Below are 24,162 nucleotides of genomic sequence, written 5' to 3'. Positions count from 1 at the left end.
ACAACAGCACACCGGCCGGCACCGGGCCGCGCTGGGCAGGCTGGTCGACCTGCCCGCGCCGGGCATCGAGGGCCTTGACGAAACAACTCAGAAACGTACGCTCCCAGTGTAATAACCTGGATTGCTGGTGAGGGAGAGGCGATGGAGGACGGTCTCGCACTGCACCACATCGGTGTCCGCTTCGGCGGCCTCACCGCCCTCGAAGACGTCTCGCTGCGGGTCCGCCCGGGCGAGGTGGTGGGCGTGATCGGCCCCAACGGGGCCGGCAAGACCACCCTGTTCAACGTCGTCTGCGGCTTCGTCACCCCGCTGGCCGGCACACTGAGCCTCGACGGCCGGCCGCTGCGCCCCCGACCGCACCGGCTCACCCGGCTGGGCGTCGCCCGGACGCTGCAGGGCACCGGCCTGTTCGCCGGGCTCACCGTGCTGGAGAACGTGATGGCCGGCGCCTCACACACCGCACGTGCCGGACTGCTGCCGGCCCTGCTCGGCCTGCCCCGCAGCGACCGCGACGAGCGCCGGTTGCGTGAGCACGCGCTGACCGTCCTGGACGAGCTGGGCATCGCGGCGCACGCCGGTGCCGCGCCCGACACACTGCCGTTCGCGGTACGCCAGCGGGTCGGCCTGGCCCGGGCGCTGGCCGCCCGTCCACGGCTGCTGCTGCTCGACGAGCCGGCCGGCGGCCTCGGTGGCGAGGACGTCGACGCGCTGGCCGATCTGATCCGGGGCCTGCCGCACCGTGCGGCCGACCCCTGCGCCGTACTGCTGGTCGAACACCACATGGACCTGGTCATGGCGGTCTGCGACCGGATCGTGGTCCTCGACTTCGGGCGCGTCGTCGCTGCCGGGCCGCCCGGGGCGGTCCGTGAGAACCCGGCCGTGGTGGAGGCATACCTCGGCGCGAGCATCGAAGTGGAGCGCGGTCATGAGCGATGACCTGCTGCGCGCCGACGCGCTCGCCGCCGGCTACGGACCGGTGCCGGTGCTGCACGGCGTGGACCTGAGCGTCCCTCCCGGCACCATCACCGCCGTCATCGGCGCCAACGGCGCCGGCAAGACCACCCTGCTGCGCACCCTCTGCGGCATGCTGCGCCCGAGCGCCGGCCGGATCCTGCTCGACGGGGAGGACCTGCGCGGCACCCCCGTCGAGCAGCTCGTCCGGCGCGGCGTGGCACACGTCCCGGAGGGACGCGGCGTCATCGGCGAACTCACCGTCGAGGAGAACCTGCGCCTCGGCGCGCTGTGGCGGCGGGACCGGGCCGACGCCGCACGAGCGCTCGGCGAGACGTACCAGCTGTTCGAGCCGCTGGCCCGGCGTCGGCGTCACCTCGGCCACCAGCTCTCCGGTGGCGAGCGGCAGATGCTGGCCCTCGGCCGGGCACTGGTCGGCCGGCCGCGCCTGCTGCTGCTCGACGAGCCGTCGCTCGGTCTGGCACCCAAGGTGGTCGCCCAGACCATGGCTCTGCTCCGGCAACTGCGCGACGACACCGGGCTGACCGTGCTGCTCGTCGAGCAGAACGTGCGTAGCGCGTTCGCCGTCGCCGACCAGGGCATCGTGATGTCGCTCGGCCGGGTGGTGCTCGCCGCGCCGACCGCCCGGCTGCGCGAGGACACCGACCTACGCCACGCCTACCTCGGATTCTGACGGGAAGGAGGACCATTGGACCGCTTTCTCTTCCTCACCCTCGACGGCCTGTCGAGAGGCGCGGTCCTGGCCGCGTTCGCGCTCGCGCTGGTGCTCATCTGGCGCGCCGGTCGGATCGTCAACTTCGCGCAGGGGGCGATGGCGGTCGCCGCCGCGTACGTCGCGTACAGCGTCACCGCCGCGACCGGCTCGTACTGGCTGGGCTTCGTCGCGGCGCTGCTCGCCGGCCTGCTGCTCGGCGTGGTGGTCGACGTCGCGGTGATGCGGCTGGTGGACCACCGGTCACCGCTCAACCCGGTGATCGTCGCGCTCGGGCTGGTGCTGCTGATCCAGGCCGTCCTGGGCATGGTCTACGGCAACGAGTACCTGCCCGCGCGGACCCCGTTCAGCCGCACCGCGTTGACGGTCGGCGGCACCGCCGTGCTGTCCCCGTACGACCTGTTCGTCTTCGGCACCGTCGGCGTGGTCGGCGCGGCACTGGTCTGGATCTTCACCCGGACCGCGATCGGGCTGCGGATGCGCGCGGCGGCGTTCGCGCCCGAGGTATCCCGCCTGCTCGGGGTCAACGTGGGTGGCATGCTCACCCTCGGCTGGGCGCTCGCCTCCAGCGTCGGTGCCCTGGCCGGGATGCTGGTCATCCCCACCGAACTGGGACTGCACCCGCACGCGATGGATCTGGTCTTCGTCTCCGCGTTCACCGCCGCGGTGGTCGGCGGGCTGGACAGCCCGCCCGGCGCCGTCGTCGGCGGGCTCGGCGTCGGCCTGCTGCTCTCCTACGTCAGCGGCTACGCCGGCGGAGACCTGATCCCCCTCGCGGTGCTCGCGCTGCTGCTGGCGGTGCTGCTGCTGCGTCCCGGTGGGCTGTTCGCCCCGGTCACCGCGAGGCGGGTGTGAGCGCCACCCCGGCGTTCGCGCCGCCCGCCCGCGCCGCCGCCGCTGATCCGGCCCGCCCCCGTCGGACCGTGCCGACCCTGCTGCGCCACCTCGCGCTCGCCGCCGGCGCCGCGCTGGCGCTGCTGGTGGTCAGCTACCAGCTTGACTCGTTCCGCAACTTCCAACTGGCCACCGTGGCCGCCTACCTTTGCGCGACCGCCGGGCTGACCGTCCTCACCGGGCTCTGCGGTCAGCTCTCGCTGGGACACGGCGCGCTGATGGCCACCGGCGCGTACACCCTCGCGCTGGTGCAGAACGCCTTTGCCGAGCGGGACGTCACCGCCGGCTGGTCGCTGATCCTGTCGCTGGCCGTGGCGGTGCTGGCCACCGTCGTCGTCGGCGCGGTCGTCGGGGTGGCCGCCGCCCGGTTGCGCGGCCCGTACCTGGCCGGGCTCACCCTGGCGGTGGCGGTGGTGGTGCCGGCGCTGACCGTCACCTTCGACGGAGTCTTCAACGGCGAGCAGGGCCTCTCGGTACCGATGGCACCCGCTCCTGAGGCGTTGGGCCCCTACTTCCCGTACGAGCGGTGGCAGCTCTGGACAGCCGCCGGGGCGACGCTGCTCTGCCTGGTGCTGTTGGCCAACCTGGTTCGCAGCCGGTACGGCCGGGCCTTCCGTGCGGTACGCGACGATGAGGTCGCCGCCCGGCTGGCCGGGATCCACGTCGCCCGCACCCAGGTCATCGCGTTCGTGGTCAGCGCGGCCAGCGCCGGCCTGGGCGGCGCGCTGCTGGCGGTGCTCGCGCAGAGCGTCTCGCCCGGCGCGTTCGGCCTGACGCTGTCGCTGTTCCTGCTGATGGCGGTGGTCATCGGCGGCCTCGGTCGGCTCGCCGGCGCGGTGTGGGGCGCCTTCCTGCTGGTCGCGTTGCCCGACCTGACGCACTCCCTGACCGAGCTGTTCACCCTCTCGCCAGCGGCGGCACAACGACTGGAGGGCAACCTGCCACTGGCGATCTTCGGTGTCACGTTGATCGTCGTCATGATCGCCGCGCCCGGTGGCGTGCAGGGTCTGCTGTCCCGCCTGACCGGGACGCTGCGGGTCCGGTGGCGCCGTCACCATCCGTAGTCCCTACCACCCCACCGTCCCCTCACCCAGTTCGCGCTACCGGACCGATGAAAGGTCGGTGTCCCATGCGATCCACGGCACGACGCGGTCTCGCCTTCGCCAGCGCCCTCTCTCTCCTACTCACCGCCACCGCCTGCGGCGCAGATGATAATTCCGGTCAGCCGGTGCCCGGTGTCACCGACACGGAGATCGTCGTCGGCACCCACATGCCGCTGACCGGTCCGGCCTCCGCCGGCTACTCTAAGATCGCCCCGGCGACGAAGGCGTACTTCGACTACGTCAACGCCAACGGCGGCGTGCACGGCCGCAAGATCACCTACAAGATCATGGATGACGGGTACAACCCCGCCACCACCCAGCAGGTCGTCCGCCAACTGGTCCTACAGGACAAGGTCTTCGCCATCCTCAACGGGCTCGGCACACCCACCCACACCGGCGTGCTGGACTTCCTGCACACCAACCGGGTGCCCGACCTCTTCGTCGCCTCCGGCAGCCGCAGCTGGGACCAGCCCGACCGCTATCCGGGCACCTTCGGCTTCAACCCCGACTACACCGTCGAGGGCAAGATTCTGGCCAACCACGTGAAGACCGAACTGCCCGGCAGGAAGGTCTGCTTCCTCGGGCAGGACGACGACTTCGGCCGGGACGCCCTGGCAGGTGTCGAGCAGGTGCTCGGCGCCGACGGCGTCGTGGCGCGCCAGACGTACGTCACCAGCAACACCAACGTGGCGCCGCAGATCGGCGCGTTCAAGTCGGCCGGCTGCGAAATCGTCATCCTCGCCACCGTGCCCGGCTTCACCGCACTTTCCGTCGGCACCGCCGCCCGGCTGGGCTTCAGCCCACAGTGGCTGGTGTCGAACGTGGGCGCCGACCACCCGACGCTGGCCCGGCAACTCGGCGACTCCGCCGGTCTGCTGGAGGGGCTCGTCGGCCTCAACTACCTGCCGATGCAGGGCGACTCCGCCGACCCGTGGATCCAGCTGTTCACCAAGGTGAACAACGAACACAACGGCGGCGTGGAGTTCGACGGCAACATCGTCTACGGCATGGCCGTGGGCTACCTGTTCGTGCAGGTGTTGCAGGCCGCCGGCCGGGACCTCACCCGCGAGTCGCTGGTGCAGGCCGTCGGCAGGGGCGGCTACCAGGGGCCGGGAGTAGCCCCGCTGCGCTTCTCCGGCACTGACCATTCCGGGTACGGCGGTGGCCGGCTGAGCAGGGTCAGCGGCGCAGAGCAGAGCTACTTCGGCCCGACGTACGAGACCGACGATTCCGACGGGCCGGTCAACGAGTACACCGCGCCGCCGGTGACGCCGCCGGGCAACGGCGTACCGACCGTCTGATCGTCGTGTTCGCGTGGCCCGCACCGCGTCCAGGTGCGGGCCACGCCGGCCCCGTCACGGAACCCGCCGTCCGCCCGGCCGTCGACCGGGCCCGGCGGCGCCAAACGCCGAGAGCTGCACCGGCGACGCGCCGAAGCCCCCGTGCCGGCGCGCTCTAGACTCGGCTCGCACGAATGGATAACCAACACGGAGAGGGCGGGCGCGGATGGGCAGGGCCGAGGCGCCGGGCCGGACCGAAGCACCGGGCCGGGGCGAGCCGGCGGGACGGGTCGACGGGCGGACCGCCCGGGCCGAACGCACCCGGGCGGCCATCGTCGAGGCGCACCTCGCGCTCATCGCCGAGGGTGACCTGCGCCCGACCGGTGAGCGCATCGCCGACCGGGCCGGCATCTCCCTGCGTACGCTCTGGACCAACTTCAAGGACATGGAGACCCTGTTCGAGGCGAGCGGTGCGGAGCTGCTCCGCCAGCAGGATGCCGCCTGGCGGCCGATCTCGCCCACGTTGCCGCTGGCCAAGCGGGTCGACGCGTACTGCCGGCAGCGGGCGAAGCTGCTGCAACTGATCGCGCCCTCGGCGCGCGCCGCGCAGATGCGCGAGCCGTCCTCCGCCCAACTGCGACGCAACCGGCTCAAGCACATCGCCCGGGTGCGTGCCGAGGTCGAGCAGCTCTTCGCCGGCGAGATCGATCGAGCCGACCCGGGCCGGCAGCAGGTTGTCGACGCGGTGGTGGTGGCGAGCACCTGGCCGGCCTGGTCGACCCTGCGTGACGGCCTCGGGCTGGGCGTCGACGCCGCCCGCGCGGTGATGGCCCGGACGATCGGCGCCCTGCTCGCGGACCCGACCGACCGCTGAACGCCTCTCGGTTCTTCTCAGGCGGTCTCCCATGGGCGAGACTCGATACATGGTTTATGCATGGAGAGTGCAGATAGCCGTGCTGCGCGGGCGGGAGCACGAGTGCCGCGAGATCCGGGAACTGCTCGATGGGCTGGCCGGGGGAGCGCTGCTGCTGCACGGCGAACCCGGCACGGGCCGCAGCGCCCTGCTGGCGTACGCCCAGCGCCAGGTTGGCGGGCGCACAATTGCTCTGAGTGAGAGCCTCTCCGACGCGTTCTTGGCCCGCGAGGGGCTTTCTGCCATCCTTGACCCGGTGACGGGGGTCGAGGAACCATTGCGTACGGATCCGGGGGCGGACTCCCGCCCCGAGCCGGGCGGGCTGGGTGGCAGGTTCTGGCGGCTCTGGTCGGCGTCGGCGGTGTCGAACCTCGCCGACGGGATCGTCAAGATCGCGCTGCCGCTGGTGGCCGTCGGGCTCACCACCTCCCCGGTGCTGGTCGCCGGGGTGGCGGCGGCGTTCAGCCTGCCGTGGCTGCTGTTCGCGCTGCCGGCCGGGGCGCTCGTCGACCGGCTCGACCGACGTCGCGTGATGCTCGCCGCGAACACCCTGCGGGTAGGGCTGTTCGGTGCGACGGCGGTGGCCGTGGCGCTCGACGCCGGCTCGATCTGGCTGCTCTACCTGGTGGCGTTCGGTGCCGGCGTCGCCGAGACCCTCTACGACACCTCGGCCCAGTCGATCCTGCCGCAGGTGGTGCCGCGCGAGATGCTGCCCCGCGCCAACGGGCAGCTGCACGCCGTCGAGTTGGCCGCGAACCAGTTCGTCGGCCCGCCGCTTGCCGGCTTCCTGGTGGCCGGGAGCGCGGCACTCGCACTGACCGGGCCGGCCGGGCTGTGGGCGCTCGCGGTCGCGGCGTTGCTCCTGGTCGGCGGCCGGTTCCGGATCGAGCGGGACGCACCGACAACGCTGCGCGCCGACATAACCGAAGGGCTGCGCTTCCTGCGGCGCCACCGGCTGCTGCGCACGCTGGCGACGATGGTGGGCGGCAGCAACCTCATCACCAGCGCGATCTTCGCGGTGCTGGTGCTCTACGCGGTTGGTCCGGACTCGGCGATCGGGCTCACCGGGCCCGGGTACGGCCTCCTGCTGACCACAGTCGCCGCCGGCATCGTGCTCGGCTCGCTCGTCGCCGGGCGGATCGAGAAGCTGCTCGGCCGGGCCCGCGCGCTCGGCGTGTCCGTGGTCGCCATGGCGGCGGTCGTCGGCGTACCGGCGCTGAGCACCAACCCGTTCGTGATCGGCGCGGTCTTCTTCGGCGGCGGGATCCTGCTCGCCGCCTGGAACGTGATCACGATATCCCTGCGCCAGCGGATCACCCCGGACCGCCTGCTCGGCCGGGTCAACAGCAGCTACCGCCTGCTGGCCTGGGGGAGCATGCCGGTGGGCGCGCTCGCCGGCGGTCTGCTGGCCGAGTTGTTCGGCCTCCGCGCGGTCTTCGCGATCATGGGTCTGTTGGCGTTCACCCTGCTGTTCGGCATGCTCCAGGTCACCGACGCCAACATCGACGCCGCCGAACGCGGCGCCGCCAACTGACCGCGCCGCTTCATCGGTTCAACCAGGCAACCGGCGGAAGTGCAGCGGCGGTGCGGGCACCCGTGAGCGATCTCCACCTGCTCAGTCGAACAGGATAACCGTGCGGGCCCCCTCGCCTCGGGCCATCCGGTCCAGGGCCGCCGGTGCCTCGTCCAGGGTGGCCCGGTCGGTGACCAGGAAGCCGAGGTCGAGTGTGCCGTCCAGCACCGCGCGGGCCAGCTCCGGCACGTCCCGGTCCGGGTCGGATGAGCCGTAGACCGAGGAGCGCAGCGTGCGTGCGGAGTGGAAGATGTCCAGGGCGCTCAGGCCGACGATGTCGTCCCGGCCGCCCATGCCGACCACGATGACCTGCCCGCCGCGCCGAGCGGTCCGCCAGGCGGTGCGGATGGTGGCGGCCCGACCGACGCACTCGATCGCGTGGTCGACGCCGCGTTTGCCGGTGAGGGCGCGTACCGACCGGTTGAGGGTCTCGTCGGCGAGCAGGAAGTCGGTGGCGCCCGCGGCGGCGGCCAGGTCGGCCTTGGCGGGTGAGACGTCGACGGCGATGACGGTGCTGGCACCGGCGGCGCGGGCGGCGGCCACCGCAGACAGGCCGACGCCGCCGATGCCGATGACGGCGACCGAGTCGCCGGGACGGACCCCGGCGGTACGGCGGATCGCGCCGACGCCGGTGAGCACGGCGCAGCCCAGCAGCGCCGCGTCGGAGAAGGACAGTTCGGCCGGTACGGCCACCACGGCTTCCTGCGGCACCGTCACCTGCTCGGCGAGGGCACCGAGGCCGAGGGTGACGTGCAGCGGCTCACCGTCCACGGTGTGCCCACGGGCGGCGGCGGGCGCGCCGCCGCCCACGCACAGCCAGGGTTCGCCGTGCGTGCAGTGCCAGCAGCTGCGGCAGGCGGGCGCCCAGTTCAGCACCACGTGGTCGCCAGCGGCTACCCGGTCGACGCCGTCGCCGACCTCGGTGACCACACCGGCGGCCTCGTGGCCGAGCAGCAGCGGGTACGGCGTGGTCAGGGTGCCGTCCACCATGGACAGGTCGGAGTGGCAGACGCCCGCGGCCCGGATGCGTACCCGGACCTGCCCGGTGCCGGTGGCGGGCAGGCCGATCCGCTCGACCCGGGGCGGCGTTCCGGCGGCCCGGGCGACCAGGCCCCTCACCGTTGAATCGCCTTCACTTCGCAGAACTCCTCCAGCCCGTGCAGGCCCAACTCGCGCCCGAGGCCGGACTGCTTGTAGCCGCCGAACGGGGCCATCGGGTTGAACTGTGCGCCGTTGATGTCGACGGCGCCGGTGCGCAGCCGCCGGGCGACCCGCAGCGCCCGTTCCTCGTCGCCGGAGAAGACCGCGCCGGCCAGACCGTAGCGGGAGTTGTTCGCCACCGCCACCGCATGGTCGTCGTCGTCCACCGGGATGACCGCGAGGACCGGCCCGAAGACCTCCTCCTGGGCCAGCGCGCTGTCCGGGTCGACGTCGGCGATCACCGTCGGGGCGACGAACCAGCCCTGCTGCGGTACCGGTGCGTCGGGCCCACCGGCGACCAGCCGGCCGCCGTCGGCCAGCCCTCGGGCGATGTGCTCGCGTACCCGGTCCCGCTGGGACGCGGAGACCAGTGGCCCGAGGCGGGTGCCGGGGTCGAGCGGATCGCCGAGCCGGTAACTTTCGGTGGCCTTGGCGACCAGGTCGAGGGCCTCGTCGTAGCGGGCGCGGTGCACCAGCATCCTGGTCCACGCGGTGCAGGTCTGCCCGGAGTTGAGGAAGGCGTTGCCGACGCCCACCTTGACCGCGGTGGGCAGGTCGGCGTCGTCGAGGATCACGTTGGCGGACTTGCCGCCCAGTTCGAGGGAGACCCGGGCGACGCGGTCGGCGGCCAGGTGCGCGATCCGTCGTCCGGTGGCGGTGGACCCGGTGAACGAGACCAGGTCCACGTCCCGGTGGCCGGCGATCGCCTCGCCGACCACCGGACCGGTGCCGGTGATCAGGTTGACCACACCCGGCGGTAGTTCGGCCTCGTGCACGGCGTCGAAGAGCAGGTACGCGGTCAGCGGGGTCAGCTCGCTGGGTTTCAGCACGACGGTGCAGCCGGCGGCGAGGGCGGCGGCGACCTTGGTCATCACCTGGTGCAGCGGGTAGTTCCACGGGGTGATCGCACCGATGACGCCGACGGGTTCGCGTACCACCAGGGAGTTGCCCACGGTCTGCGGCGCTGGCGGCCGGGCGGCCAGGTCGACGTAGCTGCGCAGCACGGCCAGCGGCAGGCCGGTCTGGATGCGGGTGGCGACCTTGAGCGGGGTGCCGAGCTCCAGCACGACGGTGCGGGCGATGTCGTAGGCGCGGGCGGTCAGCGCGGCGTGCAGCCGGTCGAGGTGGGCGGCCCGGTCGGCCGGGTCGGTCGCCGCCCAGCTCTCGAAGGCCGTGCGGGCGGCCACCACCGCGCGGTCGACGTCCTCGGCGGTGCCGGCGGGCACCGTCGCGACGATTTCCTCGGTCGTCGGGTTGTGCACCTGCAACGGCGATCCGCCGCCGGCGGCGACCCACCGTCCGTCGAGGTAGAAGTCGGTCCTTGCGAACTTCATACGCCCCTCACCTCGGAAAACTAGCGGTGCAAGTTGGCACTCTAGTACGCCTCACCTGTCTGTGGGAGGGGCGGCAGTGGGCCGATCGCGCGTTCGTACGTGCGGGACAACCCGTCGATCAGCGCCTCCAGGCCCAGCGTGAACGCGCCCTCGTCGACGCGCTGCTGGTGCTCGGCGAGGCGGTGGGCCTGGCTCAGGTGCGGGTACTGGTCGGCGTAGAGGCCCGGGTCCTCGACGAAGCCCCCGGCGAACGACCCCAGCGCCGAGCCCGTCACGAGGTAGCGCATGATCGCGCCGATGTGGGTCGCCCGCGCCGGTGGCCAGCCGGCCTGGACCAGGCCGCCGTAGACGGCGTCGGCCATGGCCAGCGCGGCGGGGCGCCGCCCGGGGCCCTGCGCGAGATGCGGCACGATGTTCGGGTGCGCCGCGAGGGCCGCCCGGTAGGAGTGCCCCCATCGTCGGAGCGCCTCGCGCCAGTCGACCTCTCCGAAGTAGGAGACGTCGACCTGGCTGGTGATGCTGTCGGCCACCGCGTCGAGGATGGCGTCCTTGGTGCCGAAGTGGTTGTACAGCGAAGGCCCGCGCACCCCGAGCGTGGCGGCGAGCCGGCGGGTGGAGAAACCCGCCAGCCCTTCGGTGTCGATCAACGCGGTGGCGGCCTCGACGATCCGCTGCCGGTTGAGCAGCGCCTGTCGCGGCCGGGGCATCGGCTTCCTCCTCTGGCTGACTCGCGGTCGGTGTCTCGGTGTTGGTGGCTCGCCCCGGAACTTTGCCACACCGGAGGTCTGGACAGCCTAAAACTTGCAGCGCTAGTTTAGCGGTCATGGACCTTCACTTCTCGGCCGAGCAGGCCGCGGTCCGTCGCCTCGCCGCCTACCTCGTCGACCGCGAGGTGACGCCGCACGCGGCCGACTGGGACCGGCGGCGACCACCTCGCGTAATGCCTGGTCTCGGAGGAACTCGGCCGGCGCGACCCCGGCGCACGCGGCGTCGTGTCGGTCTCGCTCGGCCTGGTCGCCAAGTCGATCGCCGCCCACGGCGTCCCCGAGCAGCGGAGACGATGGCTGCCCCGGCTCTGCGTGGGTGACGACGCGTCCCACGTCAGCGGCCAGACCCGCTACGTCAACGGTGGCGCGCGCTGAGCGCGCCCGCGGAAAGGAACTGGTGAGCACATGGACTTCGGGCTGTCCGACGAGGAGCGGGCCATCCGCGACACCGCCCGCGACTTCATCGCCAGGGAGGTCATGCCGCTGGAGCAGGAGCTGCTGCGGCGGGAACGGGCCCACCAGGTCGGCCTGGAACGCTCCGAGCTGCGCGAGTTGCAGCTCAAGGCTCGCACGTTCGGCTTCTGGGGGCTGGCCACGCCGCAGGAGTACGGCGGCATGGACCTGCCCGCCGTCGGCCAGTCGCTGATCTGGACGGAGATCGGTCGCACATACGTGCCGTTCCGGTTCGGCGGCGAGGCGGACAACATCCTCTTCCACGCCACCGAGGAGCAGCAACAGGAGTTTCTGCTGCCCACGATCGCCGGTGAGCGGATCTCCTGCTTCGCCATCACCGAGCCGGGCGCCGGCTCGGACGCGGCCAACATCCGCCTCAGCGCTCGCCGCGACGGCGACGACTGGATCCTCAACGGCGAGAAGACCTTCATCACCGGCGGCAACGAGGCGGACTTCGCCATCGTCATCGCGGTCACCGACCCGCAGCGGGGGGCCCGCGACGGCGGAGCAACCGCGTTCCTGGTGGACCGGTCGATGGGCTGGCGGTCGGAGTTCATCCCCACGATGGGCGAGGGCGGGCCGGCGTCGCTGGTCTTCGACGACGTACGTGTACCGCACCGCAACATCCTCGGCGAGATCGGCCAGGGCTTCACCCTCGGCATGCAGTGGATCGGCAAGGGTCGCTACACCATCCCGTCGCACGCCGTCGGCATCGCCGAACGCGCGCTGCGAATGGCGATCGAGCATGCCACCACCAGGGAGACCTTCGGCGCGAAGATCGGCACCAACCAGGCCATCCAGTGGATGATCGCCGACTCGGAGACCGAGCTGGAGGCGGCCCGCTGGCTGATTCTGCGGGCTGCCTGGACGGTGGATGTGGGCCTGGACCCGCGGCACGCGTCCTCGATGGCGAAGCTCCACGGCGCCGGCATGGTCAACCGGGTGGTGGACCGGGTGCTCCAGATTCACGGCGGCATGGGCTACACCCGTGAACTGCCGATCGAACGCTGGTACCGGCAGGTGCGCCTCTACCGGATATTCGAGGGCACCGACGAGATGCAACGGCTGATCATCGCGCGGGACCTGCTGCGCGGCTACACCAAGATCGGTGGGCACCTGGCGTGAGGACCTTCACCAGCATCGACGAACTGGCCGCCGCGGTCGGCGAGACCCTCGGCCCGGGAACGTGGTACCCGGTCGACCAGCGCCGGGTCGACCTGTTCGCCGACGCCACCGACGACCACCAGTGGATCCACCTCGACCCCGCGCGGGCGGCCGCCGGGCCGTACGGCTGCACCGTCGCCCACGGCTACCTCACGCTGTCGCTGCTGCCGGTCCTGCTCGGGCGGCTCTACCGGGTCGACGGGGTGCGGATGGGGGTCAACTACGGCCTCGACCGTGTCCGGTTCCCGGCCCCGGTGCGCGTCGGCTGCTCGGTGCGGGCGACCGCCACTGTCGGCCGGGTGGAGCCGATCGAGGGCGGCGCGCAGCTGCTGATTACGGTGACCGTGAACAGTGACACCGGCGACAAGCCGGTCTGCGTCGCCGAGACGATCAGCCGGTTGTACGCCGGCCCACCCCGATGACGGCGCTGGTGACACTGCGTGCCCTGAGGGCCGACGACGCCGACCGGGTGCTGGCGATCTACCAGGCCGGGCTGGACGGCGGGGACGCCAGCTTCGAGACCGTCGCGCCGTCGTGGGCGGACTTCGACGCCGGACGGCTGCCGGCGCACCGCATGGTGGCGGTGGACGGGAACGGGACACTGCTCGGCTGGATCGCCGTGTCGCCGACCTCGTCCCGGGCGGTCTACGCCGGGGTGGTGGAGCACTCCGTCTACGTCGACCCGGCCGCCCGAGGGCGTGGCGTGGCCCGGCTGCTGCTCGACGCGCTGATCTCCTCGACCGAGGCGGCGGGCGTCTGGAGCATCCAGTCCGGCGTCTTCGCCGAGAACGCCGCCAGCCTCGCCCTGCATCGGCGGGCCGGTTTCCGGGTGATCGGCACCCGGGAGCGGGTGGCCCGCCATCACGGCCGCTGGCGCGACGTCGTCCTGCTGGAGCGACGCAGCCCGTTGGTGATGTGACCGGGCGCGCCGCCTGTTGAATGGGGGCCCCTTCATGTACCTCGGGCGTTGAGAAGGGGCCCTCCTTCCTTAGGGGTACTGGGTCATGTAGACGGGCGTGCCTACCCGGTCCATGTCGGCCGCCCCACCGACGCCGTTGACCACGTGGTCGATGACTCCGGCGCTGAGATTCACCGTCATGATGTGGTGCAGCCGGACGCCGGGCCGCACCGGCACCTCGAAGCCGTTCTCGGTGCGGATCGACGGGTTGTTCTGGTTGAACACGTAGACGCCGCCGCCGTGCAGGGTGTGGTGGCGGACCCGGTCGTCGACCTTGTAACCGGCCCAGCCGTTGACCTTGCCGTCGCGCCAGTCGGCCTGCGTCGGCGGGTCGTAGGGCAACTCGTTCTGGTAGAGAATCGTGGTGCCGTGCTCGCCGTTCCACACCGTGTTGTGCCGCTGGAAGTGCTCGACGAACAGGCCGGTGGCGGTGACGTGGTCGCCGTTGATCACCACGCCGTAGCGGCCGGTGTTGGTCCGCCACCGATCGGTGTCGCCGTTGACACCTTCGGTGAAGCCCTCGACACCGTGGTCGCCCCGCCACACCCAGGTGTGGTCGATCAGGACGTGGTCGCTGTTGACCTCCAGCGCGGTGTGCGTCCTGCCGATGTGCGGCCCACCTACCCGGAAGTACACGTCGGAGAGCGTGATCGGGTTGTGTGGCGTGCTGTGGTTGCGGCCGTGCTTGCGGCCGACCCGCAGCAGCACCGGTGACTCCTTGGGGCCCGCGTCGACGGTGACCCCGGCGACCACGACGCCAGGCACCCCTGCGACGTCGAGCGGCACCGCGCCGTTGACCGCGGTGAGGGTGGCGTGCCCGATGCCGAGCACGACCGTGTCGGGCCGGCGGACCTCGATGCTGCGGGCCACGTCGTACATCCCCGGGGTGAGCAGCAGGTGCTTGCCACGCGCGAGTTCACGGTTGATGAGCCGCACCGGGTCCGACGGTGTGGCGACGAAGAAGTCGCCGATCGGGATGGTCCGGCCGGGCGTCGTCCGCGTACCCCAGGTGATGCCGCGGGTGTCGCGGCGCGCGACGGGCACGCGAACCTGGTACTTACCTCTGCCGTCGACGAACAGGTAGGGCTTCTCCCGGCTCAGCGTGGTGGTGTCGAGCGTGGTGTACGGCGGGTCGGGGAAGCCGGCGTCGTCGGGTGCGCCGACCACCCCGGCGAACACCTGGTTCCACACGGCGTTGGACCAGCTCTCGACCTCACTGTTGCGGGTCAGCCACTGTTGCTGGGAGCCGTTGGTGGTGGCCGGCAACCGGGAGTCGGCGATGAAGCCGCCGCTGGCGTACTGCGGCCCGTTGGTGCAGTAGTCCATCAGCGACAACCCACCGCCGCTGATGTCCAGTCGACGCATCGACACCGCCTGGGACACCGCCCAGAAGTTGGCCGAGGCGCGGCAGTCGTCCTGACCGGCGGCGTTGATCGACAGCGACAGGTTGCTCAGCGTGCGCCAGAAGTTGACGAGCGCGATGCAGTTGCCGGCGCCGCCCTCGGTGAGGCAGCGGTTGTACGTCTCGATCTTGCCGTTGATGACCACGTCGGTGGGGGAGGCGCCGAGGCCGGAGATCTCGGTGTAGTAGCCGACCTTGATCTGCAGGGGCTGCTCGGCGGTGCCGTAGCGACCCGGCCGGAACAGGTAGGCGTGCCGGGTGCTACCCATCTCGTCGTCGACCTGCGCGGCGTGCGCCGTGTCGAGGGTCGCCTGGATCTGGCTGACCGGCATGCTCGGGTCGAAGATCGTGACGTGGGGCCCGAGGTCGGCGGGGGCGGGTCGGGGTGGGCCTGCGCTGGCCGGGGTGTTCGTGGCCACGGTGGTGGTGGTCAGCACGAGGCCGAGGGCCAGTGCGCGTCCGAGTCGCCGTCGCGGTTGTGCTGGGGTCGGCATGCGTACGTCCTTTCCGCCGGCCCGTCCGGAGCCGACGACGTGGTGGACGAGGGAGGGCATGAGAGCGCTCTCTCGAACGGCGGGACCTGTGTCAGGGTGTGCAGAACGGGTTGACAATTTCTACCCCGTAACGCCGCCGCGCGCCATGGCTGCCGCATTTGTGTCTGGCCGAACCGGTCGCACCGTGGGGGCCGCCCGTCGCCGTCCGGACCGCGCGGCCCGGACGGCGACGGGCGGCAGATCAACGACCGGCGGCGCGCCGACGAGCGAGAAGGCCCAGCACGATGTCGACGACGAGGAAGCCGAGCAGCGGCACGCCGAGCCACGGCAGGGCCCAACCCAGGGCCACCACCAGCGGTACCCCGATCAGCAGCGCCCACAACGGCAGCCCGCGTACGCCGCCCCGGGCCGGTGGCGTCCCGACGAGCGCCCGCCGGTCGGTGCGGGTGGGGCGGCGCTGCCACCACATGCGGTAGCCCCAGAAGACGACGCAGAGCAGCCCGATCGCGATCGCGGCCAGCAGGATCTGGTTGACCACCCCGAAGAGCAGGCCCATGTGGGCCTGGACGCCGAGATTGCTCAGCTTCGCCAGCAGCGGCCAGTCGGCGAAGTCGTTGCGGGCGGTCACCGTCTGGGCGGCCGGGTCGATCGCCACCTGGTCCCGCCCGATGGGCCAGGTGTTGTCGGTCTGGGTGACCGTCCAGGCAGTGCCGGGCTCGCCCGGGCCGATCTCGACCGGTCCGGACAGGCCGGCATCCCGGGCGACGGCGAGCACCCGGTCGAAGGTCACCGGATCGGCCGCCGCCACCGGTGCCGCACCGCCGTGTTGGTGCTCGCCACCGCCGACCGTCGGTGCGCCGGTCAGGCTGGTCGACACCGCGGGCCGACGTGCGTCGAGCGCGGTCAGGGCGGTGCCGAAGTTCTCCCCGGCGAACCGGGACCAGGTCAGCCCGGTCGCGGAGAGGAAGAGCAGGCCGACGGCGAGCCACACCCCGGTGGTGGCGTGCCAGCCACGGGTGCGTCGCACTCCCTTGCCGGCCGAGAGGTCCGGCACCAGCAGGTGCCTCACGCGCCCTCGGCCATTGCTGCGCCGACGCCACCAGAGGATCAACCCACCCAGCGCGAGGACCCACAACCAGCTGGCGGCGATCTCCGAGTAGTGCCGCCCGAGGTCGCCCAGGTGCAGGTTGCGGTGCAGGTCGTCGAGCCAGGTGGTGGTGGGAGTGGAGCCGAACCAGGTGGTCAGCTGCCCCTGTACCTCGGCGGTGTACGGGTCGACGTAGACGGTGTGCTGCTTCTCGCCCAGCTCCGGCAGCGCGAAGACCACCTGCGACGTGCGGTCACCGGCACCGGGCGCCACAGTCACGAGGCTGCCGTCCGGGTGGGCGACCCGGGCTGCGGCGATCTGTTCGGCCAGCGGTCTCGGCTGGTCGCCGACGACGGCGACGGTCAGCTGGTCGCCGTAGAGAACCTGGTCCAACTGCGGCGTGACGGTGTAGGCGAGGCCGGTCAGTGCCGCTACCGCCAGGAACGGGGCGACCAGTACGCCGACGTAGAAGTGCAGCCGGACCAGCAGCGCCGCCAGCGGCGTGCTGCGCCGCGGTAGCCGGTCAGTCGGTCCGCGGTCGGTTGGTGCCGCGTCGGCGGCGGGGTCCGGCCCCGCCGCGCCGGACAGCTCGGTCAGAGACATGCGCATTTCCGATCGGGTAGCAGGTGTAGGTGTGAACGGGCCCGTGCCCTCGGGCCAGCCGTCGCCGACGCCCGGATGCCGACCTGATCACCTAGTCGGGCGCGCTGCCCCGCCGGTTCCCGCGACCGTCCGGAATCGACTGCGGGCCGACGTAGTTCTCCGCGAGGTTGGTGGCGTAGGCCCGCGAGGTGGTCACGGACCGCAGGGTGGCCGTCTGAGGGTCTGCTGCGCGGTCTCTCCGGCACGCCCGCCGTCGACGCCGCCGCCTGGCTCGCCCGGACCCACCGGGACACCCTGATGGTCGCCCGCCTGCGCGCCGGGGGAGCGGCGCCGACCGCCTTCGAACTCGCCGAGGAGCGCCGGCTGCGCCTGGGTGCGCTCGAACACAAGCGCCGTGAGATCACCCGGATGCGTGATCGCCGGGAGATCGACGACACCGTGCTGCGCGAGTTGCAGGCCAGCCGGGACGCGGAGGAGATTCGCCTGCTGGGGCCGACGGCCACCGAGTGACCCGCGATGGCCGGCGGCGACGGAGCCGGATTTCGACGGGCCGGATCTCAGCCGGCCGGGGCGAGGTCGGCCGGTGCGATGCCGTTCGGTAGCGCCAGGGCGACCGTGAGGTCGAGCAGGCTGCGTGGATCGGTGAGTCGCTCGCCGTACAGCTGACGTAGCTGACCCATCCGGTAGCGCACTGTCTGCGGGTGTACGAACAGGTCGGCGGCGACGTCGTCGCGCCGGCCCTGGTGCAGCAGCCAGGAGCGCAGCGTCTCGGTGAGCCGCTCGGCGGTGGCCGCGGGCAGTTCGGCGAGGGGCTGCAGGACCCGGTAGCGCAGATCAGCGAGTGCCTCCACGTCCGCGCTGAGCAGCAGCTCGGACAGGTGCCGGTCGGTGTCCAGCGGCTCACCGTCGGCGGGCCGGGCGATGCCCAGGGCGACCACCCGGACCACCCGCCGGTAGGACGAGCAGGCCCGGGACCAGGGGCGGGCCGGACCGAGCACCGCACGACGCCCCTGCAGCACCCGGGCGAGCTGCCGCCGCCGGTCGCCGTGCATGTCCGGTACGAGCAGCACCGCCGTCTCCTCGCCGGGCTCGCCGGCCGGCATCTCCTCGCTGCTCTCCAAGGTGTGCTCGTCCAGCAGCGCGAGCGCGCCACGCAGCTTGGCCTGCGGCAGCAGCGCGACGGTGAGGGTCTGTGGCACCGGCCAGTCCGCCCGCTTCGCGCTGCGTTGCAGGATCTCCTCCGGCTCGCCGAGGAGCAGCTGCTGGGTGAGCCGTTCCAGGTTCCGTCGCCGCGCCCGGCCCACGCTGGCCAACTCGTCGGCGTGCCCGGCCACGCTGGCCGCGGAGAGCTCGTCGATGTAGGCGAACATCAGCTCGGCGAACTCGGCCACCGTGGCGGCCGGCAGCCCGATCGCCACGGTCGCGGCGGCCATCTCCCGCCAGGAGACCCGGGCCCCGACCCGGTACGCGGCCAGCAGCGCGTCCACGCTGCGGCCGGAGCGGGCCTCGCCGCTGCCGAGGGCGTACGCGGCCTCCAGCGCCGGTACCAGCGGGGTGCTGGGGTCGCTGGCCTGGGTCCGGTCGGCCGTCCGGGACTGCTCGACCAGTTGGAGGAAGGTGCCGAGGGCGATCTGTACGGCGTTTTCTATCTTGTCCCGCATCTGGCCGGTCAGGGTGCCGGAGTAGCTGGGCACCTCGGCCGTGATCGCGGTGACGGTGCGTCCGGCGACCAGTGGCAGCAGGTCGCGCAGTTCGTGGGCCACCCGCTCGTCCAGCTCGATGCGGGCGGCCCGATTGGTGGTGCCCGAGGGTTCCGCCACGGTTGTTCTCTCCGCACAAAAGGGGTGGATTGCTTTACCTTCGCAGACCAAGAGTTTATGCCAGTGGGCCGCGACCATCGTCTTATGACCGCCACCATCCCGCGACCGGACGCGAACATGTCCTTCCGGCGCCGCCTGTGGCGGCTCGCCGAGACGGTTACCACGCCGGTCCTGCCGTCGGACTACCTCGACCTGGTCGCCCCGCTGCGTGCCGGAGCCGAGCTGCGCGGCCGGATCATAGCGGTGCGGCCGGAGACCCCGGACGCCGCGACCCTGGTGATCCAGCCTGGGCGCAGCTGGCGCGGACACGTGCCGGGCCAGTACGTCCGGCTCGGCGTCGACGTCGACGGCGTCCGCCAGTGGCGGGCCTACTCGGTCACCTCGGCGCCGGGCCGCCGCACCGACCCGATCTCCGTGACGGTCAAGGCGATCCCCGACGGGGTGGTCAGTAATCACCTGGTTCGCCGGGTCCGGCCGGGCACGATCGTGCAGCTCGACCAGGCGCGCGGCGACTTCGTGCTGCCGGAGCCGGCACCGTCGCGGGTGCTGTTCCTCACCGCCGGCAGCGGTATCACCCCGGTCGCCGGGATGCTGCGCTCGGGTGCGCTGGCCGGCAGCGACGTGGTGCTGGTCCACTCGGCGCCCGCCGCGGCCGACGTGGTCTTCGGCGCGGAGTTGCGTGCCCTCGCCGAGCGAGGCACCGTGCGGCTGGTGGAACGGCACACCGACGTCGACGGCCTGCTGGACGTGGCTGAGCTCGACGCCCTGCTCCCTGACCACCTGGAACGCCAGACCTGGGCGTGTGGCCCGCTCGGGCTGCTCGACGCAGCCGAGGAGCACTGGTCGGCTCGGGGTCGGGCCGAGCAGCTGCACACCGAGCGGTTCCGGCCCACCGTGATCACTGCCGGTGACGGTGGGACGGTCACCTTCACCCGTTCGTCGGTGACCGTAGAGGCTGCCGGCGCCACCCCGCTGCTCGACGCCGGCGAGAACGCCGGGGTGCTGATGCCGTCGGGCTGCCGGATGGGAATCTGCTTCGGCTGCGTCCTGCCGTTGCGTCAGGGCGCGGTCCGCGACCTGCGTAACGGCCAGCTCACCACCGCCCTGCCGGGCGACGGCGTGCGCGTGCAGACCTGCGTGTCTGCCGCGGCCGGCCCGTGCGAACTCGAAATCTGATCGGAGACCCGCCGACGTGACTGTCATCCAGAAAAAGGCCGACAACCCGATCGCCCACCTGAGCGCCGAGGACATCGAGAATCTCGGCAGGGAGCTCGACGCCATCCGGGAGCGGGTGATCGCCTCCCGGGGCGAGCGGGACGCGGCGTACATCCGCAAGGTCATCTCGACCCAACGGAAGCTGGAGGTCGGCAGCCGGGTGGTGCTGTTGTTCTCGCTGTTCCCGCCGGCCTGGATCGTCGGCACCGCCGGCCTCACCGTGGCCAAGATCCTGGAGAACATGGAGATCGGGCACAACATCCTGCACGGCCAGTGGGACTGGATGCGCGACCCGAAGATCCACTCGACCAGCTGGGAGTGGGACCACGTCTCTCCGGCCGACCAGTGGAAGCACTCGCACAACGAGCTGCACCACCGCTTCACCAACGTCATCGGCAAGGACAACGACCTCGGCTACGGCATCATGCGGGTCGACGAGGACCAGCCCTGGCACCCGGCCTACCTGGGTCAGCCGTTCTACAACTTCGCCAACGCCTGCTTCTTCGAGTACGGCATCGCGGCCTACGATCTTGAGCTGGCGAAGAACCTCAAGCACGGGCGGCACAAGACCCCGGAGTTCCGGGCCCGGGTCCGCGCGGTCGGCCGCAAGATCCGTCGCCAGGTCCTCAAGGACTACGTCGTGCACCCGCTGCTGTCCGGCCCGTCGTTCTTCCACACCATGGCCGCGACCTTCACCGCCAACCTTCTGCGCAACCTGTGGAGCCACTCGGTGATCATGTGTGGGCATTTCCCGGAGGGCGTGGAGACCTTCGAGAAGACCTCGACCGAGGGCGAGACCCGGGGCGAGTGGTACGTGCGGCAGATGCTCGGTTCAGCGAACATCAGCGGTAACCGGCTGCTGCACATCATGACCGGCAACCTGTCGTTCCAGATCGAGCACCACCTCTTCCCCGACCTGCCGAGCAACCGCTACCAGGAGATCGCCCCCGAGATCCGGGCCCTCTTCCACCGCTACGGGCTGAAGTACACCACCGGGTCGATGCCCCGGCAGGTCCTCTCGGCCTGGCACAAGGTCTTCCGGCTGGCCCTGCCGAACCGGCGCCGCCCCGCAGCCCCCGCCGCACCGATCGACGACGCCGCCGACCGTCCGGCCCCGGCCCTCGCCGCCGCCTGACTCGGGTATTCCTGGTTCGACCCGCCGGCCGCCCTAGCGGTGGCCGGCGCGGTGGTGGGTCGCCTGCCGGCCCTTGACGAAGGCCAGCACGATCACTGCGGCGAGGGCGATGACGCCGATGATGACCAACCATTGGACCGCTTCGAGGAGCAGCCCGAGCAGGATCAGTACGCCGGCGACCACGCCGACGACCCAGAGTAGGGCGCGCATCTCCACCTCCCGTACCGCCGTCCGGTCGGTCCGGGCGGCTCGCCGGGAGCCCTACCCGGTTCCGCCCGGATCATGCGGTTCACGCAGGTCGGGACCGGTTTACCCCTGGGTCTGCGCGAGGTAGACGGTGTTGGTCGACTCGCCCCCGGTCAACGGGTTGGCGAAGCGGACCACCTGGCTCCGGTGGGTCGCGAACACGGCGGCGAGTGCGGTTTCGAAGTCTCGGTCCGGCGGGTCGTCCGACCAGATGGCAAGCACCCCGCCCGGGTGCAGGAGCCGGGCCAGCCGGCGCAGCCCTTCGGGTCGGTAGAAGGCCGCGTGGCTCGGGTGCAGCGGATGCCGGGGAGAGTGGTCGACGTCCAGCAGCACGGCGTGGAAACGGCGCCCGGCGTCGTCGGGGTCGAGGCCGTCGGGGCCGGCCACCCGGGCGAAGAAGTCGGCCCGCACCAGCCGGGTACGCGGATCCGTGGCCAGCCCGTCGGCGAAGGGCAGCAGGCCCTGCCGGTGCCAGTCGATGACGTCCTCGACGGCCTCCACCACCAGCAGCGAGGCGACCCGATCGTCCTGTAACGCGGTGCGGGCGGTGTAGCCGAGCCCCAGCCCGCCGACGACCACATCGAGGCGGTCGCCGGCCAGCGGCGCCAGTCCCAGCCGGGCCAGCTCGACCTCACCGGCGGTGAACAGGCTCGACATCAGGAACTCGTCGTCGAGCTTGACCTCGTACACCTCGAGGTCGAGCCGGGGATCGCGGCGCCGCCGCAGACTGATCTCACCGAGCGGGGTGGGCCGCCAGGCCAGTTCCTCGAAACGTGCGTTCACCGCCGGAATGCTACCGGCGGTGCAGAGCGGGCCGGCGCGGTGACGCACGGTCCTCGAAACATCGGCGCACCGCATATCCTGTGCCCGACCGTTCGCGTGAGGGGAATTGATGCCGTCGCGGCAGGATCAGCTGCACTCGTACCAGTTCACCATCCAGCGGGCGGTCGCCGCCCTGGTGATGCGCGAGACCGATCCGGTGCAGTCCCCGATGCGCCGGCTCGCCGGAGCGGGGATGGCCGGCGTCCTGGTGGCGGTCATCGGGCTGGGTGCCGCCGCCCTCTACGGCCTGTTCGCCGGTGGTGGCACGAAGTGGCGGGACAGCGGCGCGGTCGTCGTGGAGAAGGAGTCCGGTGCCCGGTTCGTCTACCGGGAGGAGCGGCTGCATCCAGTGCTCAACTACGCGTCCGCGCTGCTCATCATCGGTGCCCAGCAGCCGCGGACGGTGCTGGTGTCACGCCGGTCGATCGACGGGGTGCCGCGCGGGCTGCCGCTGGGCATCGCCGACGCACCCGACTCGCTGCCCGCCCCGGGTCGGCTCGCCACCGCAGCGTGGACGGTCTGCTCGATGGTCGCGCCGCAGGACCGGCCCGAACCGCGCTCGGTGCTGATGGTCGGAGCCGGCGGAGCCGGCGGACAACCCCTCGGTCAGGACGCGCTGCTGCTGCGCGCCCCGGACGGCCGACTGCACCTCGTCGCCCACCAGCGGCGGCACCTGATCCGCGACGCCGACCGGGTGCTGGCGGCGCTGGCGACCACCCGGTCCCGGGCCGTGCCGGTGGCCGCGGCCCTGCTCAACACGGTGCCGGTCGGTGTCGACCTGGCCCCGCTGAACCCGCCCGGCCTGGGCCGGCCGTCCACCCGGATCGCCGGGTCCCGGATCGGTGACGTGCTGCTGGTGAGCAACTTCGGCGGCGGGCGGCAGTACGCGGTGGTGTTGCGCGACGGCTTGGCCGGCATCACCGAGTTGCAGGCCAGCCTGCTGCTCGCACGCACCGGCCAGCGGGAGCCGGAGCAGGTCAGCCTCGGACGTTTCGCCGCGCTGCCCCAGGTGGCGGATTTCGTCCCCGCCGGGCCCGACGCGCCACCGAGCGCGCCGCCCCACCTGGTCACGGTGGACGCCTCGCCGGTGTGCGCCCGGGTCGGTGACGACTCGGGGCCGGTCGAGCTGCGGGTCGGTGTGGACCTGCCGGACCTGGCCGCCGCGCCGCCCACCGTCGGTGCGGCGGCCGGCCCGGTGGTGGCCGACCACGTGCTGGTGGAGCCGGGCCGGGGCGCGGTGGTCGAATCCGTCGCCGCGCCCGGCGCCACCGGCGGGGCCATCTCCGTGGTGACCGACCTCGGTCGGCGGTACGTGCTCGCCGGCACCGACGTGACCGGCATGCTCGGCTACGCCGAGGTGGAGCCTGTCCGTATGCCGGCAGGGCTGGTCAGCCTGATTCCCGCCGGGGCCACCCTGGATCCGGAGGCGGCCAGACAGCCGGCCGCACCTGCCTGAGCAGGTCAGGGCTGGCGGGTCAGACCGACGATGGTGGCCAGTCGGGCCACGTCGGCCGCTGCCGCCCCGCGTTGGATGATCTCGGCGAGGAGGGTACGGGCGACCGGGCGGCTCATCGAGGGTCGACGCGGCTCCGGCAACTACGTGCGCGACCGGAGTCGGCTTGTTCGTCGCGCCCACTCCCGCGACATGCGCAAGCGTCCCGGTAGCACGTCGCCGTTCGCGCGGGACAGCGAGGCGGCCGGGCAGCGACCAAGATGGGAGTCGAAGAGCGAGAAGGTTCCCGCGACGCCGCACATCGCGGGCCAACTTGGCATCCAACCCGGCGACCCCGGCGACACGGTGATGCACACGAGGTACCGGTACCTCGCAGACGACAATCCCATCCAGCTTGCGGACTCGTACGAGCCGATCGCCGTCACCGGCGGCACGCAGGTCGAGTACCCCAAGCAGGGTTCGGCCGTCGGCGGACGGGCAGAGCGTCAAGCGGTGATCGTGATGTCACACCGACATGTGTATGTCTGTGTGACATCACGCTCGTGACCACAAGTGCCTCTCC

24 protein-coding genes are annotated in these 24,162 nt (G+C 71.9%); 16 read left to right on the top strand and 8 right to left on the bottom strand.

What is annotated here, in order from left to right; genetic code table 11:
* Positions 1-141 precede the first annotated feature (141 nt).
* The 7 genes from ACFHWY_RS07960 to ACFHWY_RS07930 all read left to right on the top strand — a co-directional run bounded on the left by ACFHWY_RS07960 (position 142) and on the right by ACFHWY_RS07930 (position 7,408).
* Positions 142-936: an ABC transporter ATP-binding protein gene (locus ACFHWY_RS07960; protein ID WP_416579459.1), complete on the top strand. Its 795-nt coding sequence runs from the start codon at positions 142-144 to the stop codon at positions 934-936.
* Positions 926-1,645 (top strand): ABC transporter ATP-binding protein, encoded by a 720-nt coding sequence (locus ACFHWY_RS07955; protein ID WP_416579458.1) that lies wholly within the window; start codon positions 926-928, stop codon positions 1,643-1,645. The genes ACFHWY_RS07960 and ACFHWY_RS07955 overlap by 11 nt, the downstream gene beginning before the upstream one ends.
* Positions 1,646-1,660: 15 nt before the next feature.
* The gene (locus tag ACFHWY_RS07950; protein WP_416579457.1) at positions 1,661-2,539 is read left to right on the top strand and encodes a branched-chain amino acid ABC transporter permease; all 879 of its coding nucleotides are present in this window, start codon (positions 1,661-1,663) and stop codon (positions 2,537-2,539) included.
* Positions 2,536-3,642 carry a branched-chain amino acid ABC transporter permease gene (locus ACFHWY_RS07945; RefSeq protein ID WP_416579456.1) on the top strand — a complete coding sequence of 369 codons (1,107 nt, stop codon included), beginning with the start codon at positions 2,536-2,538 and terminating at the stop codon, positions 3,640-3,642. The genes ACFHWY_RS07950 and ACFHWY_RS07945 overlap by 4 nt, the downstream gene beginning before the upstream one ends.
* Positions 3,643-3,707: 65 nt before the next feature.
* Positions 3,708-4,982: an ABC transporter substrate-binding protein gene (locus ACFHWY_RS07940; RefSeq protein WP_416579455.1), complete on the top strand. Its 1,275-nt coding sequence runs from the start codon at positions 3,708-3,710 to the stop codon at positions 4,980-4,982.
* A gap of 205 nt (positions 4,983-5,187) precedes the next feature.
* The gene (locus ACFHWY_RS07935) at positions 5,188-5,835 is read left to right on the top strand and encodes a TetR/AcrR family transcriptional regulator (protein WP_416579454.1); all 648 of its coding nucleotides are present in this window, start codon (positions 5,188-5,190) and stop codon (positions 5,833-5,835) included.
* A 49-nt stretch (positions 5,836-5,884) separates the two neighbouring features.
* On the top strand, positions 5,885-7,408 hold the full coding sequence (locus ACFHWY_RS07930; protein WP_416579453.1) for an MFS transporter: 1,524 nt from the start codon (positions 5,885-5,887) through the stop codon (positions 7,406-7,408).
* A gap of 81 nt (positions 7,409-7,489) precedes the next feature.
* Here the strand turns inward: ACFHWY_RS07930 and ACFHWY_RS07925 are convergent, their stop codons facing one another.
* From ACFHWY_RS07925 to ACFHWY_RS07915, 3 genes are read right to left on the bottom strand one after another with little or no spacing between them, the layout of a single operon-like run.
* Positions 7,490-8,566: a zinc-binding dehydrogenase gene (locus tag ACFHWY_RS07925; RefSeq protein WP_416579452.1), complete on the bottom strand. Its 1,077-nt coding sequence runs from the start codon at positions 8,564-8,566 to the stop codon at positions 7,490-7,492.
* Complete coding sequence (locus tag ACFHWY_RS07920; RefSeq protein WP_416579451.1) at positions 8,563-9,981, bottom strand: aldehyde dehydrogenase family protein; 1,419 nt, start codon at positions 9,979-9,981, stop codon at positions 8,563-8,565. Before ACFHWY_RS07920 ends, ACFHWY_RS07925 begins: the two co-directional genes overlap by 4 nt.
* Before the next feature lie 41 nt (positions 9,982-10,022).
* Positions 10,023-10,688: a TetR/AcrR family transcriptional regulator gene (locus ACFHWY_RS07915; protein WP_416579450.1), complete on the bottom strand. Its 666-nt coding sequence runs from the start codon at positions 10,686-10,688 to the stop codon at positions 10,023-10,025.
* A 285-nt stretch (positions 10,689-10,973) separates the two neighbouring features.
* Between ACFHWY_RS07915 and ACFHWY_RS07910 the strand changes: the two genes are divergently transcribed.
* The 4 genes from ACFHWY_RS07910 to ACFHWY_RS07895 are packed head-to-tail and all read left to right on the top strand — an operon-like array spanning position 10,974 to position 13,284.
* Positions 10,974-11,123 (top strand): acyl-CoA dehydrogenase family protein, encoded by a 150-nt coding sequence (locus ACFHWY_RS07910; RefSeq protein WP_416579449.1) that lies wholly within the window; start codon positions 10,974-10,976, stop codon positions 11,121-11,123.
* 30 nt (positions 11,124-11,153) lie between these two features.
* Complete coding sequence (locus tag ACFHWY_RS07905; protein ID WP_416579448.1) at positions 11,154-12,326, top strand: acyl-CoA dehydrogenase family protein; 1,173 nt, start codon at positions 11,154-11,156, stop codon at positions 12,324-12,326.
* On the top strand, positions 12,323-12,787 hold the full coding sequence (locus tag ACFHWY_RS07900; RefSeq protein ID WP_416579447.1) for a MaoC family dehydratase: 465 nt from the start codon (positions 12,323-12,325) through the stop codon (positions 12,785-12,787). Before ACFHWY_RS07905 ends, ACFHWY_RS07900 begins: the two co-directional genes overlap by 4 nt.
* Positions 12,784-13,284, top strand: coding sequence for a GNAT family N-acetyltransferase (locus ACFHWY_RS07895; RefSeq protein ID WP_416579446.1), 501 nt, complete (start codon positions 12,784-12,786; stop codon positions 13,282-13,284). Before ACFHWY_RS07900 ends, ACFHWY_RS07895 begins: the two co-directional genes overlap by 4 nt.
* 69 nt (positions 13,285-13,353) lie before the next feature.
* Here the strand turns inward: ACFHWY_RS07895 and ACFHWY_RS07890 are convergent, their stop codons facing one another.
* Together ACFHWY_RS07890 and ACFHWY_RS07885 are read right to left on the bottom strand one after the other, a co-directional pair.
* A complete protein-coding gene (locus tag ACFHWY_RS07890) occupies positions 13,354-15,219 on the bottom strand; it encodes an adenylyl cyclase (RefSeq protein ID WP_416579445.1) in 1,866 nt (621 codons plus the stop codon).
* 241 nt (positions 15,220-15,460) lie between these two features.
* Entirely contained in the window at positions 15,461-16,909 is a 1,449-nt protein-coding gene (locus ACFHWY_RS07885; RefSeq protein WP_416579444.1) for a PepSY-associated TM helix domain-containing protein, read from the bottom strand.
* Positions 16,910-17,206: 297 nt separating this feature from the next.
* On the opposite strand from ACFHWY_RS07885, the gene ACFHWY_RS07880 reads away from it, so the two are divergent.
* Positions 17,207-17,419, top strand: coding sequence for a hypothetical protein (locus ACFHWY_RS07880; protein ID WP_416579443.1), 213 nt, complete (start codon positions 17,207-17,209; stop codon positions 17,417-17,419).
* A 47-nt stretch (positions 17,420-17,466) separates the two neighbouring features.
* Here the strand turns inward: ACFHWY_RS07880 and ACFHWY_RS07875 are convergent, their stop codons facing one another.
* Positions 17,467-18,729, bottom strand: coding sequence for a PucR family transcriptional regulator (locus ACFHWY_RS07875; protein ID WP_416579442.1), 1,263 nt, complete (start codon positions 18,727-18,729; stop codon positions 17,467-17,469).
* A gap of 84 nt (positions 18,730-18,813) precedes the next feature.
* Between ACFHWY_RS07875 and ACFHWY_RS07870 the strand changes: the two genes are divergently transcribed.
* On the top strand, positions 18,814-19,905 hold the full coding sequence (locus ACFHWY_RS07870) for a ferredoxin reductase (RefSeq protein WP_416579441.1): 1,092 nt from the start codon (positions 18,814-18,816) through the stop codon (positions 19,903-19,905).
* Positions 19,906-19,921: 16 nt separating this feature from the next.
* Entirely contained in the window at positions 19,922-21,079 is a 1,158-nt protein-coding gene (locus ACFHWY_RS07865; RefSeq protein ID WP_416579440.1) for a fatty acid desaturase family protein, read from the top strand.
* 33 nt (positions 21,080-21,112) lie between these two features.
* Here ACFHWY_RS07865 and ACFHWY_RS07860 read toward each other — a convergent pair whose 3' ends face one another.
* Positions 21,113-21,289, bottom strand: coding sequence for a hypothetical protein (locus ACFHWY_RS07860; protein ID WP_416579439.1), 177 nt, complete (start codon positions 21,287-21,289; stop codon positions 21,113-21,115).
* A 99-nt stretch (positions 21,290-21,388) separates the two neighbouring features.
* The gene (locus ACFHWY_RS07855; protein ID WP_416579438.1) at positions 21,389-22,108 is read right to left on the bottom strand and encodes a spermidine synthase; all 720 of its coding nucleotides are present in this window, start codon (positions 22,106-22,108) and stop codon (positions 21,389-21,391) included.
* A 109-nt stretch (positions 22,109-22,217) separates the two neighbouring features.
* Between ACFHWY_RS07855 and eccB the strand changes: the two genes are divergently transcribed.
* The gene (eccB, locus tag ACFHWY_RS07850) at positions 22,218-23,603 is read left to right on the top strand and encodes a type VII secretion protein EccB (RefSeq protein ID WP_416579437.1); all 1,386 of its coding nucleotides are present in this window, start codon (positions 22,218-22,220) and stop codon (positions 23,601-23,603) included.
* A gap of 189 nt (positions 23,604-23,792) precedes the next feature.
* Positions 23,793-24,146, top strand: a complete 354-nt coding sequence (locus ACFHWY_RS07845; RefSeq protein ID WP_416579436.1) for a UTRA domain-containing protein — start codon at positions 23,793-23,795, stop codon at positions 24,144-24,146.
* The last annotated feature ends 16 nt before the right edge of the window (positions 24,147-24,162 follow it).

The sequence above is a fragment of the Micromonospora sp. LOL_024 genome (assembly GCF_048060415.1).
Lineage (GTDB): Bacteria > Actinomycetota > Actinomycetes > Mycobacteriales > Micromonosporaceae > Micromonospora.
Note: the sequence above shows the minus strand (reverse complement) of the source record. Positions and strands in the feature narration are given on the sequence as shown.

Bases quoted from the DNA above. Each gene is read 5' to 3' on its own strand.
- ACFHWY_RS07905 (WP_416579448.1), top strand. From the start codon at position 11,154: ATGGACTTCGGGCTGTCCGACGAGGAGCGGGCCATCCGCGACACCGCC.
- ACFHWY_RS07880 (WP_416579443.1), top strand. From the start codon at position 17,207: ATGGTCGCCCGCCTGCGCGCCGGGGGAGCGGCGCCGACCGCCTTCGAA.
- ACFHWY_RS07845 (WP_416579436.1), top strand. From the start codon at position 23,793: ATGCGCAAGCGTCCCGGTAGCACGTCGCCGTTCGCGCGGGACAGCGAG.
- ACFHWY_RS07860 (WP_416579439.1), bottom strand. From the start codon at position 21,289: ATGCGCGCCCTACTCTGGGTCGTCGGCGTGGTCGCCGGCGTACTGATC.
- ACFHWY_RS07955 (WP_416579458.1), top strand. From the start codon at position 926: ATGAGCGATGACCTGCTGCGCGCCGACGCGCTCGCCGCCGGCTACGGA.
- ACFHWY_RS07870 (WP_416579441.1), top strand. From the start codon at position 18,814: ATGACCGCCACCATCCCGCGACCGGACGCGAACATGTCCTTCCGGCGC.
- ACFHWY_RS07895 (WP_416579446.1), top strand. From the start codon at position 12,784: ATGACGGCGCTGGTGACACTGCGTGCCCTGAGGGCCGACGACGCCGAC.
- ACFHWY_RS07930 (WP_416579453.1), top strand. From the start codon at position 5,885: ATGGTTTATGCATGGAGAGTGCAGATAGCCGTGCTGCGCGGGCGGGAG.
- ACFHWY_RS07885 (WP_416579444.1), bottom strand. From the start codon at position 16,909: ATGTCTCTGACCGAGCTGTCCGGCGCGGCGGGGCCGGACCCCGCCGCC.
- ACFHWY_RS07890 (WP_416579445.1), bottom strand. From the start codon at position 15,219: ATGCCGACCCCAGCACAACCGCGACGGCGACTCGGACGCGCACTGGCC.
- ACFHWY_RS07960 (WP_416579459.1), top strand. From the start codon at position 142: ATGGAGGACGGTCTCGCACTGCACCACATCGGTGTCCGCTTCGGCGGC.
- ACFHWY_RS07920 (WP_416579451.1), bottom strand. From the start codon at position 9,981: ATGAAGTTCGCAAGGACCGACTTCTACCTCGACGGACGGTGGGTCGCC.
- ACFHWY_RS07940 (WP_416579455.1), top strand. From the start codon at position 3,708: ATGCGATCCACGGCACGACGCGGTCTCGCCTTCGCCAGCGCCCTCTCT.
- eccB (WP_416579437.1), top strand. From the start codon at position 22,218: ATGCCGTCGCGGCAGGATCAGCTGCACTCGTACCAGTTCACCATCCAG.
- ACFHWY_RS07915 (WP_416579450.1), bottom strand. From the start codon at position 10,688: ATGCCCCGGCCGCGACAGGCGCTGCTCAACCGGCAGCGGATCGTCGAG.
- ACFHWY_RS07935 (WP_416579454.1), top strand. From the start codon at position 5,188: ATGGGCAGGGCCGAGGCGCCGGGCCGGACCGAAGCACCGGGCCGGGGC.